The 17,417-nt window shown below is 62.0% G+C and carries 15 protein-coding genes; 8 read left to right on the top strand and 7 right to left on the bottom strand.

The window, feature by feature from the left end:
• Nucleotides 1–9: 9 nt before the first annotated feature.
• The 4 genes from grxD to QQL64_RS15970 all read right to left on the bottom strand — a co-directional run bounded on the left by grxD (nt 10) and on the right by QQL64_RS15970 (nt 3,868).
• Nucleotides 10–930, bottom strand: coding sequence for a Grx4 family monothiol glutaredoxin (gene grxD / locus QQL64_RS15985; protein ID WP_284401444.1), 921 nt, complete (start codon nt 928–930; stop codon nt 10–12).
• A 124-nt stretch (nt 931–1,054) separates the two neighbouring features.
• Nucleotides 1,055–1,912 (bottom strand): UDP-2,3-diacylglucosamine diphosphatase, encoded by an 858-nt coding sequence (locus QQL64_RS15980; protein WP_284401442.1) that lies wholly within the window; start codon nt 1,910–1,912, stop codon nt 1,055–1,057.
• A gap of 108 nt (nt 1,913–2,020) precedes the next feature.
• Nucleotides 2,021–2,620, bottom strand: a complete 600-nt coding sequence (locus QQL64_RS15975; protein WP_284401440.1) for an SGNH/GDSL hydrolase family protein — start codon at nt 2,618–2,620, stop codon at nt 2,021–2,023.
• Nucleotides 2,621–2,623: 3 nt separating this feature from the next.
• Nucleotides 2,624–3,868 carry an aminotransferase class I/II-fold pyridoxal phosphate-dependent enzyme gene (locus QQL64_RS15970; protein ID WP_284401439.1) on the bottom strand — a complete coding sequence of 415 codons (1,245 nt, stop codon included), beginning with the start codon at nt 3,866–3,868 and terminating at the stop codon, nt 2,624–2,626.
• A gap of 146 nt (nt 3,869–4,014) precedes the next feature.
• Here QQL64_RS15970 and rsgA point away from each other — a divergent pair, with 146 nt between their 5' ends.
• The 4 genes from rsgA to aceE all read left to right on the top strand — a co-directional run bounded on the left by rsgA (nt 4,015) and on the right by aceE (nt 11,798).
• Entirely contained in the window at nt 4,015–5,070 is a 1,056-nt protein-coding gene (gene rsgA, locus QQL64_RS15965; protein ID WP_284401437.1) for a ribosome small subunit-dependent GTPase A, read from the top strand.
• A 7-nt stretch (nt 5,071–5,077) separates the two neighbouring features.
• A complete protein-coding gene (locus QQL64_RS15960) occupies nt 5,078–6,352 on the top strand; it encodes a peptidase MATCAP family protein (protein WP_284401434.1) in 1,275 nt (424 codons plus the stop codon).
• A gap of 179 nt (nt 6,353–6,531) precedes the next feature.
• A complete protein-coding gene (locus QQL64_RS15955) occupies nt 6,532–8,820 on the top strand; it encodes an NADP-dependent malic enzyme (protein WP_284401432.1) in 2,289 nt (762 codons plus the stop codon).
• A 284-nt stretch (nt 8,821–9,104) separates the two neighbouring features.
• Nucleotides 9,105–11,798 carry a pyruvate dehydrogenase (acetyl-transferring), homodimeric type gene (gene aceE / locus QQL64_RS15950; RefSeq protein ID WP_284401430.1) on the top strand — a complete coding sequence of 898 codons (2,694 nt, stop codon included), beginning with the start codon at nt 9,105–9,107 and terminating at the stop codon, nt 11,796–11,798.
• Between the two features lie 72 nt (nt 11,799–11,870).
• Here the strand turns inward: aceE and QQL64_RS15945 are convergent, their stop codons facing one another.
• The 3 genes from QQL64_RS15945 to QQL64_RS15935 form a co-directional block, all read right to left on the bottom strand.
• Nucleotides 11,871–12,188: a glycoside hydrolase family 183 protein gene (locus QQL64_RS15945; protein ID WP_284401428.1), complete on the bottom strand. Its 318-nt coding sequence runs from the start codon at nt 12,186–12,188 to the stop codon at nt 11,871–11,873.
• Nucleotides 12,189–12,276: 88 nt separating this feature from the next.
• Nucleotides 12,277–12,942 (bottom strand): glutathione S-transferase family protein, encoded by a 666-nt coding sequence (locus QQL64_RS15940; protein WP_284401426.1) that lies wholly within the window; start codon nt 12,940–12,942, stop codon nt 12,277–12,279.
• Nucleotides 12,943–12,967: 25 nt separating this feature from the next.
• The gene (locus QQL64_RS15935) at nt 12,968–14,239 is read right to left on the bottom strand and encodes an MFS transporter (protein ID WP_284401425.1); all 1,272 of its coding nucleotides are present in this window, start codon (nt 14,237–14,239) and stop codon (nt 12,968–12,970) included.
• A 107-nt stretch (nt 14,240–14,346) separates the two neighbouring features.
• Here QQL64_RS15935 and QQL64_RS15930 point away from each other — a divergent pair, with 107 nt between their 5' ends.
• The 4 genes from QQL64_RS15930 (at nt 14,347) to QQL64_RS15915 (ending at nt 17,375) form a co-directional block, all read left to right on the top strand.
• Nucleotides 14,347–15,219, top strand: coding sequence for a LytTR family DNA-binding domain-containing protein (locus QQL64_RS15930; RefSeq protein WP_284401424.1), 873 nt, complete (start codon nt 14,347–14,349; stop codon nt 15,217–15,219).
• A gap of 63 nt (nt 15,220–15,282) precedes the next feature.
• The gene (locus QQL64_RS15925) at nt 15,283–16,017 is read left to right on the top strand and encodes a hypothetical protein (protein ID WP_284401422.1); all 735 of its coding nucleotides are present in this window, start codon (nt 15,283–15,285) and stop codon (nt 16,015–16,017) included.
• A 62-nt stretch (nt 16,018–16,079) separates the two neighbouring features.
• Nucleotides 16,080–16,553: a DUF6491 family protein gene (locus tag QQL64_RS15920; protein WP_284401421.1), complete on the top strand. Its 474-nt coding sequence runs from the start codon at nt 16,080–16,082 to the stop codon at nt 16,551–16,553.
• Between the two features lie 354 nt (nt 16,554–16,907).
• Nucleotides 16,908–17,375, top strand: coding sequence for a DUF6491 family protein (locus QQL64_RS15915; protein ID WP_284401419.1), 468 nt, complete (start codon nt 16,908–16,910; stop codon nt 17,373–17,375).
• Nucleotides 17,376–17,417: the final 42 nt, after the last annotated feature.

Here is a 17,417-nt window from a genome sequence, read left to right as displayed (position 1 = left end):
GCTTAGGGCTCAATAACGCGGCACGCTCGAATCAATCTCCGCCGCCCATGCATCCATGCCGCCTTCCACGTTGAACACGTTGGTGAAGCCGTGTGCGATGAAACGCTCGGCGGCGCCGCGGCTGGAAATGCCGTGGTGGCAGATGAAGGCGAGCGGACTGTTTTTGGGCAGGGCGGCGAGGGCGGTGCCTTCCTCATCCAGAATCCGTGCTTGCTTCAGCGGTGCGGCAGCGGCGCGACCGTGAGCGGGACGCACGTCCACCAGCGTGATGTCGCCAACAGCGAGGCGTTGCTGTAGTTCGTGCACGCTCAAGGAACGCAATTCGACGGCACCGGGAAACTTCAGGCTGAGGCCTTCGCCCTGCATGGTGGATACCCAGTCGATCACGATGCCCTTCGCACGCTGCGCGCTGGCCGGATCGAAATGCACTTCTATACCGTTGGCGCTCACCACGATGTCGTGCTCGTTGCCCGGTGCCAGCTGGAAGCCGGCGCTATGATCGGGACCGATTTCCAAATGCAGCGCAAGGCCCTGCGCGTTCGCGGTGCCTGCGCGGATCGCTTCGGCGGCTTTGTCGGTAATGATGATTTCCGGCGGTGTACGGTCCGGCGCTGCGGCACCGAACAGTTGATGCAGTTCGCCGCTGCCATACATCTGCCGGATGATGTCGGCGCCGCCGACCAGTTCACCGTCGACATACAGCTGCGGGATGGTCGGCCAGTTGCCGAACGCCTTGATGCCTTCGCGGATTTCCTGATCTTCCAGCACGTTGACCGTGTGGTAGTCGGGCAGTAGTTCGTTGAGCGTATTGGTCGCTGCCGCGGAGAAGCCACACATCGGCTGCTGACGAGTGCCCTTCATGAACAGCACCACGCGGTGGTCCTTGAGCAAGTGTTCGATACGGTCGCGGGTGGTGGTGTCGAGGGACATGTAGGGCTCCAGCAAAGAGGCGATATTGTACCCCTACGAGATGCTGGCGATTTTGGCGGCTTCAAGATGGGGAAGCAGGAGACAGGTGCGTGGATACGCGAAGCTCTTGCCGACCCCCGCCAGCTCAAGCGGCCGGCCGGAGGTCTTCCAGGCTGCGTTTGCGACGGGCCAGGGGGGCGAGCGCCAGGGCGGCGGTAGGCGAGGGCATGACCAGCTCGCGGCTGGCGCGTCCCAGGGCGGTGGGTTGCTCGCTCCAGTGGATCAGCTCCATCGCGCCGATCTCATCCTCGACCAGTGCCGTGCAGTGTTCCACCCAGTCGCCATCGTTGAGGTACACCACGCCATCGATGGTGCGCACCTGGCCGTAGTGGATATGACCGCAGATGTGCCCATCCATACCCCGCTCGCGGGCATCGGCGGCCACGCGTTCTTCGTAAGCGCGGATATACGCCAACGCCTTGCCAATATGCGATTTCACGATGATCGACAGCGGCAGATACGGCATCGCCATGCGACGACGCCAAGCGTTCACCCGGCGGTTGCCCCAGCAGATGAAGCGGTGCATCGCCTCGCCGATATTCAGCATCCAGCTGCGCCCGATCTGTTCCGGATCGTATTCGTCGCCGTGGCTGACTCGGTAGCGACGCCCATCCGCGCCCACGTGAACAGCGTCCAGCTCGATGCGCACGCCGCAGATGGATTGCCCGACCATGCCGCGGAAGGCTGCATCATGGTTGCCGGGGATGTAGGTGACCTCGACCCCTCGACGCGCCATATCCAGCACTTCGGCGATCACGGTGCCGTGGTCCGGATGCCACCATCGGCGGCGGCTCAGGGATTCCAGATCGATGATGTCGCCCACCAGATACAGCTTCTGGCACTGCAGTTGTCGCAGAAAATCCAGCAAATAAGCGGCTTTGCAGTCCGGTGTGCCCAGGTGGACGTCGGATATGAAAACGCTGCGGCAGCGAAGAATGGCCATGGCGTCGGTCCCCGGTTGGTTGCCGGGATCACAGTCTCGTACTCCAACGTCACCGTGCGATGGCGAAATGGTTGCAGGGAGGTTGCCGTGGGTCCTTCGAGCGGTTTTTTAGTGCAGGGCGGTCCGCACAACCGGCTCGATCGCGTTGGTCCACAAGGTGTATTGGGCGGCCGAGGGGTGCAACCCATCATTCGCCACAAACCAAGGGTGGGTGCGGGAAATGCTGGTGATGTTCACAAAATGGGCGCCGGCACGGACGGCCTCGTCGCGGCCAATCGCATTGAACACGTCCAGTTCATGGGTAATTTTCGCCACATCGCGACCGCTGGCATGGCCGAACGGCGTGACGCCCCAGTCGGGAATGGAGACCACCACCACGCGTCCTGGGCGGTTGCCCGCCAGTGCAATGGCTCGCAGCAACAGATTATGGAACTGCTCTCGATATTCCCCGGCCGAACGACCGCGATACTGGTTGTTGACCCCGATCAGCAACGTAACCAGGTCGTAATCTGGGGCGAGCTTGGCTTGATCTATCCCCGCCGACAACTCGTCCGTGGTCCAGCCGGTGACTGCCACGATGCGCGGATCGTCGATCGCTACGCCATGCTTGCGCAGCTTGTCGACCAATTGCACTGGCCAGCGTGCGTGCGCGGGAACATCCTCGCCGATGGTGTAGGAATCGCCGAGGGCGAGGTAATGCAATGGCATAGATCAGGCGATGGCGGCGGCGCGCGACGAATGTTCTGTCGCCATCCGCGTCAATACGCGTTCCATGCGCACGAACACTTCGCGCAACTGGGTCGGCTGCGGCAGCAACGTAAGGCGCATATGGCGGCTGGTTGGTACGTTGAAGCTGGAGCCGGGCACGACCAATACGGATTCCTCTTCCAGCAGGCGCAGCGCAAAAGCGTCGTCGTTGAAATTGGCGATCCGATCGCTGCGCACGCGCGGGAACGCGTATAGCGCGCCACCCGGCGTAACCAGATCCAGATAATGGCTGGCGGCGACGCCGTCGAGCACAGCCTGACGAGCCTCGTGCAAGCGTCCACCCGGCGAGGTGAGTGCGCCGATCGTAGGTGCGTCCTGCAGGGCGGGAATCACTGCCCACTGTGCGGTGACGTTGGCGCATAGGCGCAATGCGGCCAACAGCTGCAAGGCGTCGCGATAGTCATGCGTGTGTGCCGGATCGCCGGAAAGGCTGAGCCAGCCGACGCGATAACCGCACGCGCGATGCACTTTGCTCAAGCCGCCGAAACTGACGCATGGCGTATTGCCCGCGACTTCCGCCAACGGTTGGAACGACGTGCCGTCGTAGAGTATTTCGTCGTAGATCTCATCGCACAGCAGTAACAAGCGATGGCGTGCCGCGATGGCGACGATGCGTTCCAGCAACGCGCGCGGATACACCGCACCCGTGGGATTGTTCGGATTGATCATGACCAGGGCGCGCGTACGAGGCGTGATCAACGCTTCGATTTCTTCCGGATCCGGCATATGCCGGTTCTCGGCCAGACAGCGGTAATAGCGCGGCACACCGCTGTTCAGAATAGTGGCGGCGCTCCACAACGGATAATCCGGACTCGGCAGCAGCACTTCGTCGCCCGGTTGCAGCAAGGCGCGCAGGCTCAGATCGATCAGCTCGCTGACACCATTGCCGATAAAGATGCGCTCCACTTCGACATGGCGAGCACCGCGTGCGCGCTGTTGCGCGGCGATAGTTTCGCGCGCTTCCTCCAGACCTTGCTCGTGGCCGTACGCTTCGCTCTCGTGCAAATGCGCGGCAATGGCCTCGCGCAAATGATTGGGCACGGAAAATCCGTAGCGAGCCGGATTACCGATATTGAGCTTGATGATCGGCTGTCCGGCTGCTTCCAGTTCGCGCGCACGACGGGTGAGCGCACCGCGGATTTCATAACGCACCTCGGCCAGGTGCGCACTTGGTTTGATCGGGGCCAACGGAGGAGTCCTTATTTCTTCGCGAAAACCCGGCATACCGCCGGTTCGCCCCGATGCTAACAGCGTCTGTGTGTCTCGTGGGAGGCGATGTCGGGCGGAATCAGGGCAGACGACGGGTAGGGCCGTGGGCAGGCATAATCCGGCTCATGAGCGATGCCCAGACCATCGAACAACTGCGTCATATCGGTTGGCGCGGCCAGGTACTGCCAGGTGAAGGGCGGCGACTCGCACGCGTCGTGGCCCAGCACCGCGCAGGTTACGAACTGCATGACGGCAGCCAGGTCTTCGGCGCCCAGCCCGCCGGCCATTTCCTCAAGCGCGGCCTCGATCCGGCAGAGCGGCCCGCCGTGGGCGATTTTGTGGAGATCGAACCGGGCAAGCCGCCACATATCGTCACCGTGCAGTCCCGCCGTACCGTGCTGTCGCGTGCCGCGGCCGGCGAGCGTTACGAACGCCAGGTGATCGCCACCAACATCGACTACGTGCTGGTGCTGACTGGACTGGATGGCGATTTCAATCCTGCCCGCATCGAGCGCTACCTTTCGCTTACCGAAGGCTCCGGTGCGCAGCCAGTCGTGATTTTGAGCAAGCTGGATCTGCGCGACGGCGGCGCTGACCGCATCGCGGAACTGCGCGAGCGGCTGCCCAATGGAACACCTATTCACGCGATCAACGGTAAGGATTCCGCCAGCGTTGCCGCGCTGGCCGCTTACCTCAAGCCGGGCGACAGCGCCGTGCTGGTGGGTTCTTCTGGTGCGGGCAAATCCACCCTCACCAATACGTTGCTGGGCAGTCAGCACATGGCCACCCGTACCGTGCGCGAGCATGACAGTCGCGGCCGCCACACCACTACTTATCGCGCCTTGTTGCAGCTACCCAGCGGCGGTTGTCTGATCGATACGCCCGGTATGCGCGAGCTCAAACTCACCGGCGAGGAAAACCTGGATCTGTTCGCCGATATCGAGGCGCTGGCCGAAAACTGCCGCTTCGCCGATTGCGGTCATGGCAGCGAGCCGGGTTGCGCGGTGCAGGCTGCGTTGGACGAGGGCGAGCTCACACCCGAGCGCTGGCGCAATTACCTGAAGCTGCGCGACGAACGCGAAGAACAGGCCGCCATGCTGGAGTCGCGCCTGCGTCGCCAGCGTGGTGGGCGACCCGTCACGAAACCGCATGGTTCGCGCGGTTCGCGGGATAGGGAGTAACGGCATCATGAGTACACCTGCCGACGCCATTCCCGTTGCATTAGAGCCCTACGCCGCACTCGACAAGCGCCTGCTCCTGGCTGTGCGCGGCATCAACATTCTGTCGACCGTCAGCTGGCCCGCCTCGCTGGAAGACCGCATGATCGAGGAGTACGGCAAAGGTCAGTACGCCTTGCCGGAGGTGAGCTACAAAAAGCCGGATTTCTCCGAGGTGCGCAAGGAACTCGCGGCCATTGAAAGCGAAGCAGGGGATAGCGATCCGCTTGGCGATTATCTGCGCCGCACGGCCGAATCCTGGCGCATCGCTGCGGAAATGCTCGAGGCAGTAGGCACGGAAGGTGTCACCGCACCCTCCATCCAGCTATACGGTCGCCCGGGCGATGCCATTCCGGGCAGCGACCGCAGCAACCTCGATGCCGCGCGTTACTTCGTGGAGCTGTCCGACGAGCTCGGCGCCGATCTGCAGGACGACGACATCACCGCCAATATTCCTGCCGAGACCTTGCGTGCGGATCTGGCCAAAGTGCTGGACGGGTTTTTCGGTGCCGGCATGATCGCCGTCGAGGTGGATAACGATCTCACCGCCAAAGCGGCTGCCGGCGCCACGCGCATCCGTTTGCGCGGCGGTACGCGCTTCAGCCAATACGATCGCCATCAGCTGCTCAATCACGAAGCGTTCGTACATTCGCTGACCGCGCTCAACGGACGTGGGCAGCCGCTGCTGGCGTCACTGGCGCGCACGTCGCCGCGCGTAACGGCGACGCAGGAAGGGCTGGCCGTGTTCTCCGAGTTGATGTCGGGCGCGATCGACATCGCGCGGCTCAAGCGCATCAGCTTGCGCATCCTTGCCATCGACATGGCGCTCAACGGTGCGGACTTTGTCGAGGTCTACCGTTTCTTCAACCGCTGCGGGCAAAGCGTGGCGGATAGCTTCCATTCCGCGCAGCGCGTGTACCGCGGTGTACCGCTGACCGGCGGCTCGGCGTTCGCCAAAGACAATGTCTACCTGTCCGGTTTGCTGGACGTGCATACGTTCTTCCGCTGGGCTCTGAAGGAACGGCGCATGGATCTGCTGCGTTATCTGTTCGCCGGCAAGATGACCCTGCACGACGTGATGAGCCTGGAATCGCATTTCACTTCGGGTGTCATTGCCGCGCCGCGCTGGCTGCCGCCGTGGATGCAGCATGTGCACGGCCTGGCCGGCAAGCTGGCGTTTTCGCTGTTTATCAATCGCATCCGTATGTCGAAGGTGGAGGCGGAGTCGCTTTCCACGGGTGTGTAAGTGCCAGGACCCTTGCTCGTAAGGTCAGAGACAGAGAGCTAGTACGCTGTAAATCAAAGCCATACGGGACAAATATCTACGTGTGTCATCGGTCATGAGAAAACCGACCGGGTGCTACCATGGTCCGATGCCGCCAGGGCGGCCCCTTTTCCCACTTCCGTCTGTTTTAAAAGCATCCGATGGCCCACTCTGACGATTTCCGCCAAGCCGCTCTCGAATATCACCGCCTTCCGCGCCCTGGCAAGATCAAGGTCTCGCCGACCACGCCGCTGCTTACCCAGCACGATTTGTCGCTGGCGTATTCGCCCGGGGTGGCCTACGCCTGCGAGGCGATCGTTGAAGATCCGAGCAGCGCCAGCGAGTACACCGCGCGCTCCAACCTAGTCGCGGTCATCACCAATGGCACGGCGGTGCTGGGCCTGGGCGATATCGGTCCGCTGGCCGGCAAGCCGGTGATGGAAGGCAAGGGCGTGCTGTTCCAGAAATTCGCCGGTATCGATGTGTTCGACATCGAACTCAACGAACGCGATCCGGACAAGCTGGTCGACATCATCGCCTCGATGGAACCCACTTTCGGCGGCATCAATCTGGAAGACATCAAGGCGCCGGAGTGCTTCATCGTCGAGCGCAAGCTGCGCGAGCGGATGAAAATCCCGGTTTTCCACGACGATCAGCATGGCACTGCCATCATCGTCGGCGCCGCCGTCATCAACGCGCTGCAAGTGGTCGGCAAAAAGATCGAAGAAGTGAAGCTGGCCACTGCTGGCGCCGGTGCAGCGGGCATCGCTTGCCTGGATATGCTGGTGGCGCTGGGCCTGAAGCCGGAGAACATCCTCGCCTATGACCGCGAAGGTGTGCTGTACACCGGCCGCGATCATATGGATCCGGACAAGCAGCGCTATGCGCGCGACACCAAAGCTCGCACGCTGGCCGAGATCGTCAATGGTGCGGATATCTTCTTGGGCTTGTCCGCCGGTGGCGTGCTGAAGCCGGAGATGGTCGCCACGATGGCCAGGCAGCCGATCATTCTGGCGCTGGCCAACCCGAATCCGGAGATCTTGCCGGAAGACGCCAAGAAGGTCCGACCGGACTGCATCATCGCCACCGGTCGTTCGGATTACCCGAACCAGGTCAACAACGCGCTGTGCTTTCCCTACATTTTCCGCGGTGCGCTGGATGTAGGCGCCACTGGCATCAACGAAGCGATGAAGCTCGCCTGCGTGCGCGCCATTGCTGCGCTAGCGCAGATGGAAGCCGGAGATCTGGCGGCTGCTTATGGCGGCGAAGCGCCGACCTTCGGTCCGGAGTATTTGATTCCGCGTCCGTTCGATCCACGCTTGCTGGTGATGCTTGCGCCTGCCGTCGCGCAGGCTGCGATGGACTCGGGCATCGCTACACGCCCGATCACCGACATGGATGCCTATCTCGAAAAACTCGCGCAATTTATTTATCGCACCGGTCTGATCATGAAGCCGGTGTACGAACGCGCGCGTGCCGACCGCAAGCGCGTGGTGTACGCCGAAGGCGAGGAAGAAACCGTACTGCGCGCAGTGCAGACGGTGATCGATGACAAACTGGCCTATCCGATCCTGATCGGTCGTCCGGATGTGATCCAAACGCGCATCGAGCGTCTGGGCTTGCGTATGCGCGCGGGCATCGATTTCGAGTTGACCAATATCAACGACGATCCGCGCTTCAACGAATACTGGCAGCTTTATCACTCCTTGACCGAACGTCGCGGGGTGTCGCCGTCGGCGGCGAAGAACCTGGTGCGTTCGCGCCCCACCCTGATCGCCGCGATCATGGTCAAACGTGGTGAAGCAGACGCGCTGATCTGCGGCCTGGTCGGGCGTTACCACAAGAAGCTCGGTTATCTGCGCAGCGTGTTCGGGCTTGACCCAGGCGTGCAGTGCACGTCGGCGTTGAGCGGCGTGATCAACGATAAGGGCACATGGTTCTTCCTCGACACGCATGTGCAGTGCGATCCCACCGCTGAACAGATCGCCGAAGCGACGCTGCAAGCCAGTTATCGCCTCAAGCTGTTCGGTATCGAGCCGAAGGTGGCGCTGCTCTCGCACTCCAACTACGGCAGTCACGAGAATGCCAGCGCAGCGAAGATGCGCGAGGTATGGAAGATTCTGAAAGCGCGCGCACCCAAGCTCGAAATGGACGGCGAAATGCAGGCCGACACCGCGTGGGATGAGGCGATGCGTCAGCGCATGTTCCCCAGCACCACGCTCAGCGGTCGCGCCAATCTCTACGTGATGCCCAACCTCGACGCCGCCAACATCACCTACAACATGGTGCGGGTGATGACCGATGGCGTGGCTATTGGGCCGATCCTGATGGGCGTGGACAAGCCGGCGCACATTCTGACGCCGGCCTCCACCGTGCGCCGTGTGGTGAACATGACCGCGATTGCGGCGGTGGATGCGCAGATTCGCGCCGCGCAAAGCGAGCGCAGCTGAAGCGTCGGGTGGGGTGAGCCAAGCGAACCCCACCTAGCCCGCTTTTCCGTATTTCGCCGCGGGACGGAAGTGCTGCCCGTGCGCATACGTATGTAAACCCTTTCCAATTGGCGGGATCGCCACACCGCAGCTAGAATCGGAAGACTCAGCTCGCCCTGCGGCGAACATGCCACGCGGTTCCGTTCCGTGCCGGCCAACGTCGCGGGACCGATGCCACGGTTTCGTCGCCCTCCCCAGCGACGCGCATCCACGCAAGTCGGCGCCCGGCGCCGCGGAGACGTTCCATGGATCAGCTCGACGACATCCTCCACCAGGACCTCGACCCTACCGAAACCCAGGAATGGGTCGAATCGCTCAGCGCCGTCATCAATCGCGAAGGCACGGAGCGCGCGCATTTCCTGCTGGAGCGACTGGTCGACTCGACGCGCCGTTCCGGTGGCTATCTCCCGTTCGACCCCACCACCGAATACGTCAATACCATTCCGCCGCACCTCGAGGCCAAATGTCCGGGTGATGGCGCGATGGAATGGCGCATCCGTACCCTGATCCGCTGGAACGCGATGGCGATGGTGGTGCGCGCCAACCGCAAGCCCGGCGAACTGGGCGGCCATATCGCCAGTTTTTCTTCGGCGGCGACGCTGTACGACGTGGGCTTCAATCATTTCTGGCGCGCACCCAGTGCCGATCATCCGGGCGACCTGGTGTTCCATCAGGGCCATTCCAGCCCTGGCATTTATGCGCGTTCGTTCCTCGAAGGCCGCGTCGGCGAAGACCAGCTCGATCTGTTCCGCATGGAAGTCGCCGGCCATGGCCGCGGCCTGTCGTCGTACCCGCATCCCTGGTTGATGCCGGATTACTGGCAGGTGCCGACGGTGTCGATGGGGCTGGGTCCGATCCAGGCGATCTATCAGGCGCAGTTCTGGAAGTATTTGGAGCACCGCGGTCTCATTCCGAAGTCCGATCGAAAGATCTGGTGCTTCATGGGCGACGGCGAAACCGATGAGCCCGAATCGCTCGGTGCCATCGCGCTGGCCGGCCGCGAAGGCCTGGACAACCTGATCTTCGTCATCAACTGCAACCTGCAGCGCCTCGATGGCCCGGTGCGCGGCAACGGCAAGATCATCCAGGAACTGGAAGGCGTGTTCCGTGGCGCCGGCTGGAACGCACTCAAGGTGGTGTGGGGCAGTTACTGGGATCCGCTCCTCGCCCGCGACACCAAGGGCGTGCTGCGCAAGCTGATGATGGAAACCGTCGACGGCGAGTATCAGGCGTGCAAGGCCTTCGGCGGCGCGTACACGCGCGAGCATTTCTTCGGCAAGTATCCGGAGACGCGCGAGATGGTCGCCAACTTGAGTGACGACGACATCTGGCGCCTCAATCGTGGCGGTCACGACCCGCACAAGGTTTATGCGGCCTATCACCAGGCAGTGAACACCAAGGGCATGCCCACGGTGATCCTCGCCAAGACCGTGAAGGGTTACGGCATGGGTGCGGCCGGCGAGTCGCAGAACCCCACGCACCAGCAGAAGAAGCTGGACGACGAAGCCGTGCGCCACTTCCGCGACCGCTTCAACATTCCGGTGCCGGACGACAAGCTCAAAGACGTGCCGTATTACCACCCGGGCAAGGATTCGCCGGAGGTGCAGTACATGCTCGAGCGCCGCAAGGCGCTTGGCGGCTTCCTGCCGCAGCGTCGCCGCCACACCGATGTAAAGATCAAGGCGCCGGATCTGGCAGCGTTCGAGCAGATCACCAAGGGCACCGGCGATCGCGAGATCTCCACCACCATGGCACTGGTGCGCGGCATGAACCTGTTGCTGCGCGACAAAACGATCGGTCCGCGCGTGGTCCCGATCGTTGCCGATGAAGCACGCACCTTCGGCATGGAAGGCATGTTCCGCCAGATCGGCATCTACGCGCCGTTCGGCCAGAAATATCGCCCGCAGGACGCCGATCAGCTGCTCTACTACCGCGAAGACCAGAAAGGCCAGGTGCTGCAGGAAGGTATTTCCGAAGCTGGCGGCATGGCCGCATGGATGGCGGCAGCCACCAGCTACAGCGTCAGCAACCAACCGATGCTGCCGTTCTTCATCTACTACTCGATGTTCGGCTTCCAGCGCATCGGCGACTTGGCCTGGGCCGCAGGCGATATGCGTTCGCGCGGCTTCCTCATCGGCGGCACCGCGGGCCGCACCACGCTCAATGGCGAAGGCTTGCAGCACGAAGACGGCCATTCGCATCTGATGGCCGGCTCGATCCCGAACGTGCGCGCGTATGACCCGACCTTCTCCTACGAAGTTGCGGTGATCATGCAGGATGGCGTGCGCCGCATGCTCGAAGATCAGGAAGACGTCTACTACTACCTAACAGTGATGAACGAGAACTATGCCCACCCCGACCTGCCGCAAGGCGTGGAAGAGGGCATCGTCAAGGGCATGTACCTGTTCAAGGATGGCGGCAAGCCGAAAAAGGGCGAAACCCGCGTGCAGTTGCTTGGTTCGGGCACCATCCTGCGCGAAGTGATCGCGGCCGCCGAGTTGCTGGAAAAGGACTTCGGCGTTACGGCCGATATCTGGTCCGTGCCGAGCTTCATCGAACTGCGTCGCGATGGCTTCGATGCCGAACGGTGGAACCGCCTGCATCCGGAAAGCACACAACGCGTGCCGTATGTCACCGGTTTGCTGCAGGGCCGCCAGGGTCCGGCGATTGCCGCTACCGACTATGTGCGTGAGTTTGCCGATCAGGTCCGCGCCTTCATGCCCGATGGCATGCGTTACACCGTGCTCGGCACCGATGGCTTTGGCCGCTCGGATACGCGCGAACATCTGCGCGGTTTCTTCGAAGTGGATCGTTACTGGATCGCACACGCCGCACTCGCCGCCTTGGCGAAAGACGGCAAGGTCAATGCCAAAGACGTGGCGCGCGCCATCCGCGAGTACAAGCTCGATCCGGACAAGCCGAACCCGCAAACCGTTTGATCGTCACCCAAAAAGAAACCCGCCATTCGGCGGGTTTCTTTTTATCGAGTCGATATGTCGGCGCCGACCGGATCAATCCTCATCATCGCTGCGAAACACGCGACGCAGCAGTAGGAAAGCGCCAATGGTGCCCGCCACGATCGCCACCGTGGCGGCTGGATGACGATTCACCTGCCGGCGCAGGCGACGGTACTGATAATTCGCCTCGTCTGCGAAATCCTCCGCTGCACGGCTGAGTCGTTTGCCCGCATCGCGGCCATTGAAGCGGCCAACGGCGCGCCGTCCGCGGGCCAAAAGACTATCGGCGGTATCCGCCGCGCCGTCGGAATACTGCCGCACGCGGCTACCAAGGTTGTCGAGTCGACGTTCGATATCAGCTTGCCTGCTCATGGTGTGTACTCCGCCGCTGTCCAGAAAGATGAAATTGCCAGTGGTGACGTGAGCGCAGCGTTAACCGGCGGCGCTGTGGTTCAGCTAGTCAGAGATGGTAGTCGCCGCCGCGTTCAAGTGCGCGCTGATAGGCCGGGCGCGCGTGAATGCGCTGCAAAAATGCCTGCAGGCGCGGATAGCGGTCATCCAGGCCGCCGCGAGCCGTTGCTGCTTCCAGGGGAAAACTCATGGCGACGTCGGCGGCGCTGAAATCTACCCCGCCAAACCAGTCCGCCTTGGCCAACTCTCCTTCCATGTAGGAGAGATGCAAGCCAATCTGCGGATCGACGAAACTCTGCTGCACCTTGCCGGCAATGCCTTTCGCCACCGGGCGCGCGAAAAACGGTAGGGGAGCGGCTTCGACGCGCCGAAACACCAACTTCAGCAACAGCGGCGGCATGGCCGAACCTTCGGCGTAATGCAGCCAGTAATTGCAGCGCAGTCGTGCAGTCGAGCCTGGCGCGGGAATCAAGCGGCCCGCGCCATAACGGTCGGCCAGGTATTCGATGATCGCGCCCGATTCGGCCAGCGTGAGTTCGCCGTCAGTGATAACCGGCGATTTGCCCAACGGGTGTACCGCGCGCAGCTCGGGCGGAGCCAACATGGTTTTCGGATCGCGCTGGTAGCGTTTGATCTCATACGGCAGACCCAGTTCTTCCAGCAGCCAAAGAACGCGCTGCGAGCGCGAATTGTTGAGGTGATGAACGGTAATCATGGGCTAATCCGCTTCCTTGATCGCTTCAAATAGTTTGCGCCGATGCTTCCTGATCCTGCGTCGCCTGCTCCATATGCAAGCGCTGACGACGGCGCAGACCTGGAAACATCCACATCCATAAACCGACGACGACCAATGTGCCGATGCCACCGACGACCGCCGATCCAACGGCCCCCAGCCACGCGGCAACCATGCCCGACTCGAACTCGCCCAGCTGATTGGAGGTATTGATAAAGATCGCATTGACCGCGCTGACACGGCCGCGCATCGCATCGGGCGTATCGAGTTGAACCAGCGAACCGCGGATCACCATGCTGACCATATCGAACGCGCCCAGCACAAACAGCGCAAGCAGCGACAGCCACAGCACCTTCGACAGGGCGAACACCAGCGTCGCTACGCCAAAGCCAGCGACTGAAGCGAACATGATCTTGCCCACGCGCCGCTCCATGCTGTTGTGCGCTAGCCAGAACGACATCAGCAACGCACCCACCGCCGGTGCCGCGCGCAACAGACCAAGACCCCACGGCCCGGTGTGCAACACATCCTTGGCGAAGATCGGCAGCAAAGCCGTTGCGCCACCCAGCAACACCGCAAAAAGGTCCAGCGAAATCACGCCGAGCACGTCCTTGCGTTCGCGGATGAAATGCACACCGGCGAACAGTGTCTTGAGCGTAGCGGGTTCGCGTTTTGGCGGTGTCTGCTCGTAACGCAGCTGGGACACCATGGTGGCGGCGATCAGGTACAGCACGGCCGACACCGCATACACCACGCCCGGCCCCGCGACATAAAGAAAGCCACCCAGCGCAGGACCCATGATCATCGCCGCTTGCATCGCCGAACCGTTCACCGCCATGGCGCGCGGCAGTAGGGCAGGCGGCACCAGCGCGGGCACCATCGATTGCATCGAGGGCGATTCGAATGCTTTCGCCACGCTGATCGTAAAAATCAGCAGCAGAATGCCCACCTCATTGATGGCGTGCAGCAGCGTCAGCGTCGCCAGCAGCACGATCGCCACCCATTCGACGATCTGCCCCATCAATACGATGCGGCGTCGATCGAACTGGTCCGCGAGATGACCCGCCGGTAACGCCAGCAATACCGACGGAAAAAATTGCACCAGTCCGATCAGGCCAAGATCGAAGGCGCGACCGGTTATGGCGTAGATTTGCCAGCCCACCGCCACCGACAACATTTGGAAACCGAAGCTGGAAGCGGTGCGGGCGCACCAAAACGCGACGTAGGCGCGATGCTGGAACAGTGAATCTGCCGAACCCTGCGAGGGGGATGACGACATCAGTAATCCTTGTCTTGAGGCCGCATTATCGGTGCGTGCCGCCGCCAAGCAAAGCCGTTGGCAACATGACGGGTCCAAGGGGAAAGGCGGCTATGTAGAATTCCGCCATGGGGATCAACCGCGGTTTCAGTTTTGAAAGCTTCCAGCGCTGGCGCCGGTCGTTCGAGATCGGCTTCTGGCCGGTGCTCTTTGTCGTCAACACCGTCTTCAATGCCATCATTTCCGTGATGGATCATCCCAACTTTCCAGCCTGGCAACCCTGGGTGTGGGAGTCGAGCAGCGCTATCGTGATGTTGGCCTTGGTCCCGGCGCTAATCGCGGCGTCGCGGCGATGGCCCATCCGGTTCGAGACATGGCAGAACAACCTGCCACGGCACCTGGCTTTCAGTGTGGCGTTCAGTGTGATTCATGTGGGTGGCATGGTGGCTTTGCGCAAGCTCGCCTATGCGGTGGTCGGTCAGCACTACGATGACGGCCTCTGGTGGTCCCACTTCGGCTACGAATATCTCAAAGATGTGCGCACCTATTTCTGGATGTTGGCGGGAATCGGCCTTTATCGCCTTTGGGTGATGCGCTTCCAGGGCGAAGCACGCTTGCTCGCCGAGCCGGATGTCGGTCCGCCGCTGGAATCCGTGGAGCAACCCGAGCGGTTTCTGGTGCGCAAGCTGGGCAAGGAATTCCTGCTGGCGGCACGCGAGATCGAGTGGCTGCAGGCTTCGGGCAACTACGTCAATCTTCATGTGCGCGGTCGCGACTATCCCTTGCGCGCCACCATGGCGGGCATCGAGGCGCGGCTCGACACGCAGCGTTTTGTGCGTGTGCATCGCAGCTACGTCGCCAATCTGGATTTTCTGGTGGAGATCGAACCGCTGGATACAGGAGACGCGCGTTTGCTGATGCGCGATGGCGTCAAGATTCCCTGCAGCCGCCGTTATCGCGCGGCCCTACGCGAACGTTTCGGCCAGCCTGCGGCGGTCTGAACGGTTGCACCGGACAATCGCTCGTTCCAAGCTAATGGTCTGTCCCTTGCCGGTGTGCTGCCGATGACTCGTTCGCTCTTCCATCGCTCCATGGTCGTTGCCGCCGCGTGTGGCTTGCTGGCTCTAGCGGCCTGCTCCCCGCAGGACCAGAACACGCCATCTCCGGCCGATGCCGCCAAGGCCCAGGCACAGGCCGAGGCCGCCCAGGCCAATAGCCAGCTGCAAAGCTATCGCCAAATGCTGCAGGCGAAGAACGACGGCATGGCTTCCCAGCTCGGCGAGGAAATCGTCAAGCAATTCCCGAATTCCGATGCGGCCAAGGAAGTGCAGCAGACGCTGCCCGACGTGGAGCAGCGCTGGAAAGAGACCAGCGAAAAGCAGCGCCTCGCGGCGCTATGGACGTACCAGGTAGGCCCGATGGAAGGCGGCACGCAATCCACGGCCAGCCTGTTTAGCAAATTCCCGTCGGGCGATCGTGTCGTGCGACTGGTGCTGCGCCGCCATACCAAATGGGGACAAAGCGTCTTTATGTTCGGTAACGGTCACGGCTTTGTCTGCAAGGGCAACTGCGTGCTGCAGGCGCAGTTCGACGGCAAGCCGCATCCGCTGCGCGCTTTCCTGCCCACGACCGGCGAACCCGCCATTTTCATCCGCGATGACAAGTCTTTCATCACGACCATGGAAAAAGCCAAACGCCTCACCATCGATGCGGAAATGCAGGATGGCGGCAAGCTAACGCTGGTGTTCGAAGTCGGCGGTTACGATCCGTCCAAATGGACCGAAGTGGGCAAGAAATAATCGCGGTGCACTGGTCGCGTGCCGGTGCGTTAAACCGCGTATCCGAGTACGGAGGAAGTGCCATGTCGAAGATCCACGTCTTGACCGCGGTGCTGTTGGGCATGCTGCTGGCGGCGTGCTCGAGTGTGCCCTACGCACAACGCCTGCAGCAGCGACAGCAGGCTTATAGCGCCTCGGCGGGTGCGCCGGTGCGCAGCTTCCGTCTTGTTTTGGGCGCCTCGATCTACTCGTGGGAGCCGCTCAGCGAAACCCAGCTGGTGGTTTATACGCTGCCCAACCGTGCGTATCTGCTCGATGTCTGGCCTTGCAACAATTTGACCTTTACCAACACCATCGGACTGACCAGTTTCGCCGATCAAGTCCAGACGGGTTTCGACAAAGTGCTCACGGGTCGTGGCTACATTCCATGCATGATCAAGCAGATCCGCCCCATCGATCTGGCGCAGCTCAGGCTGGAAAAGCAGGACCAGCGCCATGTCGACTCCGTGCCGCGCGACAACGCCGGCGGGACGCCGCCTCCCTCCGGCAACCATTGAGCGATGAACGAACCGGAGATCTACTGCCCGCACTGTACTTGGCGTCCGTTGGGCACTAGCCGTTGGCTGTGCTCGCACCACATGGGTGGGTGCGGCACGGTGTGGAACACCTTCTGGACCCGTGGCGTTTGCCCGGGTTGCGGCTATCGCTGGGAAATCACCGCCTGTTTGGCCTGCAAGCAGTTTGCGTTGCATCAAGATTGGTACCACTGGCCGGCATCGAATACGCACGATCAAGACCGCGTGCGTGAAACGGAACAACCCGCAGTGGACTAGAGCGTCCTCACGACATGCCGTTGTGCACTCCCGCAGCTCTCATGCGTTAAGCCATGGCAGATGAATCGGAGCATGACCATGACAACGATGCGAGTGATCGCCACCGTATGGCTAGTTGCCCTATTGGCGGCCTGCTCCAGCGCACCTTACGCGCAGCGCATGCAGCAGCGCCAGGATGCCTATAACGCCGCCGCCGGCGCGCCTGTACCCAGCTTCCGCTTCCTGGGTCGGATGTGGTCGTGGGAGCCGCTCTCCAACTCGCAGCTGGTGGTCTATACCGTGCCCAGTCGAGCCTACCTGCTGGATGTTTGGGCCTGCCCGAACCTTACGTTCGCCAATGCGATCGGTTTGACCTCGAGCATCCGAGAGGTATCGGCCAATCTCGACAAAGTGCTTACCGGCCGACCCTATGTCCCGTGCCCGATCATCAAGATCCGGCCGATCGACCTTGCCAAGCTCCAGCTCGAGCAGCAGGCGCAGCGTGAGGTCGATGTGCAGTCGCGGGCCGATGGCGGCGATAACGCGGCGCCGCCAGCGGATCATTGACGCGCATCACTCCTGCCTGCGCCGGGACGGCGAAGAAGGGCT

This window comes from Dyella lipolytica (assembly GCF_030160075.1).
Lineage (GTDB): Bacteria > Pseudomonadota > Gammaproteobacteria > Xanthomonadales > Rhodanobacteraceae > Dyella_B > Dyella_B lipolytica.
Note: the sequence above shows the minus strand (reverse complement) of the source record. Positions and strands in the feature narration are given on the sequence as shown.

What these genes read in the sequence shown, in the direction of transcription:
- grxD (WP_284401444.1), bottom strand. Translation starts at nt 930, where the DNA reads ATGTCCCTCGACACCACCACCCGCGACCGTATCGAACACTTGCTCAAG.
- QQL64_RS15980 (WP_284401442.1), bottom strand. Translation starts at nt 1,912, where the DNA reads ATGGCCATTCTTCGCTGCCGCAGCGTTTTCATATCCGACGTCCACCTG.
- QQL64_RS15975 (WP_284401440.1), bottom strand. Translation starts at nt 2,620, where the DNA reads ATGCCATTGCATTACCTCGCCCTCGGCGATTCCTACACCATCGGCGAG.
- rsgA (WP_284401437.1), top strand. Translation starts at nt 4,015, where the DNA reads ATGAGCGATGCCCAGACCATCGAACAACTGCGTCATATCGGTTGGCGC.
- QQL64_RS15960 (WP_284401434.1), top strand. Translation starts at nt 5,078, where the DNA reads ATGAGTACACCTGCCGACGCCATTCCCGTTGCATTAGAGCCCTACGCC.
- QQL64_RS15955 (WP_284401432.1), top strand. Translation starts at nt 6,532, where the DNA reads ATGGCCCACTCTGACGATTTCCGCCAAGCCGCTCTCGAATATCACCGC.
- aceE (WP_284401430.1), top strand. Translation starts at nt 9,105, where the DNA reads ATGGATCAGCTCGACGACATCCTCCACCAGGACCTCGACCCTACCGAA.
- QQL64_RS15945 (WP_284401428.1), bottom strand. Translation starts at nt 12,188, where the DNA reads ATGAGCAGGCAAGCTGATATCGAACGTCGACTCGACAACCTTGGTAGC.
- QQL64_RS15940 (WP_284401426.1), bottom strand. Translation starts at nt 12,942, where the DNA reads ATGATTACCGTTCATCACCTCAACAATTCGCGCTCGCAGCGCGTTCTT.
- QQL64_RS15935 (WP_284401425.1), bottom strand. Translation starts at nt 14,239, where the DNA reads ATGTCGTCATCCCCCTCGCAGGGTTCGGCAGATTCACTGTTCCAGCAT.
- QQL64_RS15930 (WP_284401424.1), top strand. Translation starts at nt 14,347, where the DNA reads ATGGGGATCAACCGCGGTTTCAGTTTTGAAAGCTTCCAGCGCTGGCGC.
- QQL64_RS15925 (WP_284401422.1), top strand. Translation starts at nt 15,283, where the DNA reads ATGACTCGTTCGCTCTTCCATCGCTCCATGGTCGTTGCCGCCGCGTGT.
- QQL64_RS15920 (WP_284401421.1), top strand. Translation starts at nt 16,080, where the DNA reads ATGTCGAAGATCCACGTCTTGACCGCGGTGCTGTTGGGCATGCTGCTG.
- QQL64_RS15915 (WP_284401419.1), top strand. Translation starts at nt 16,908, where the DNA reads ATGACAACGATGCGAGTGATCGCCACCGTATGGCTAGTTGCCCTATTG.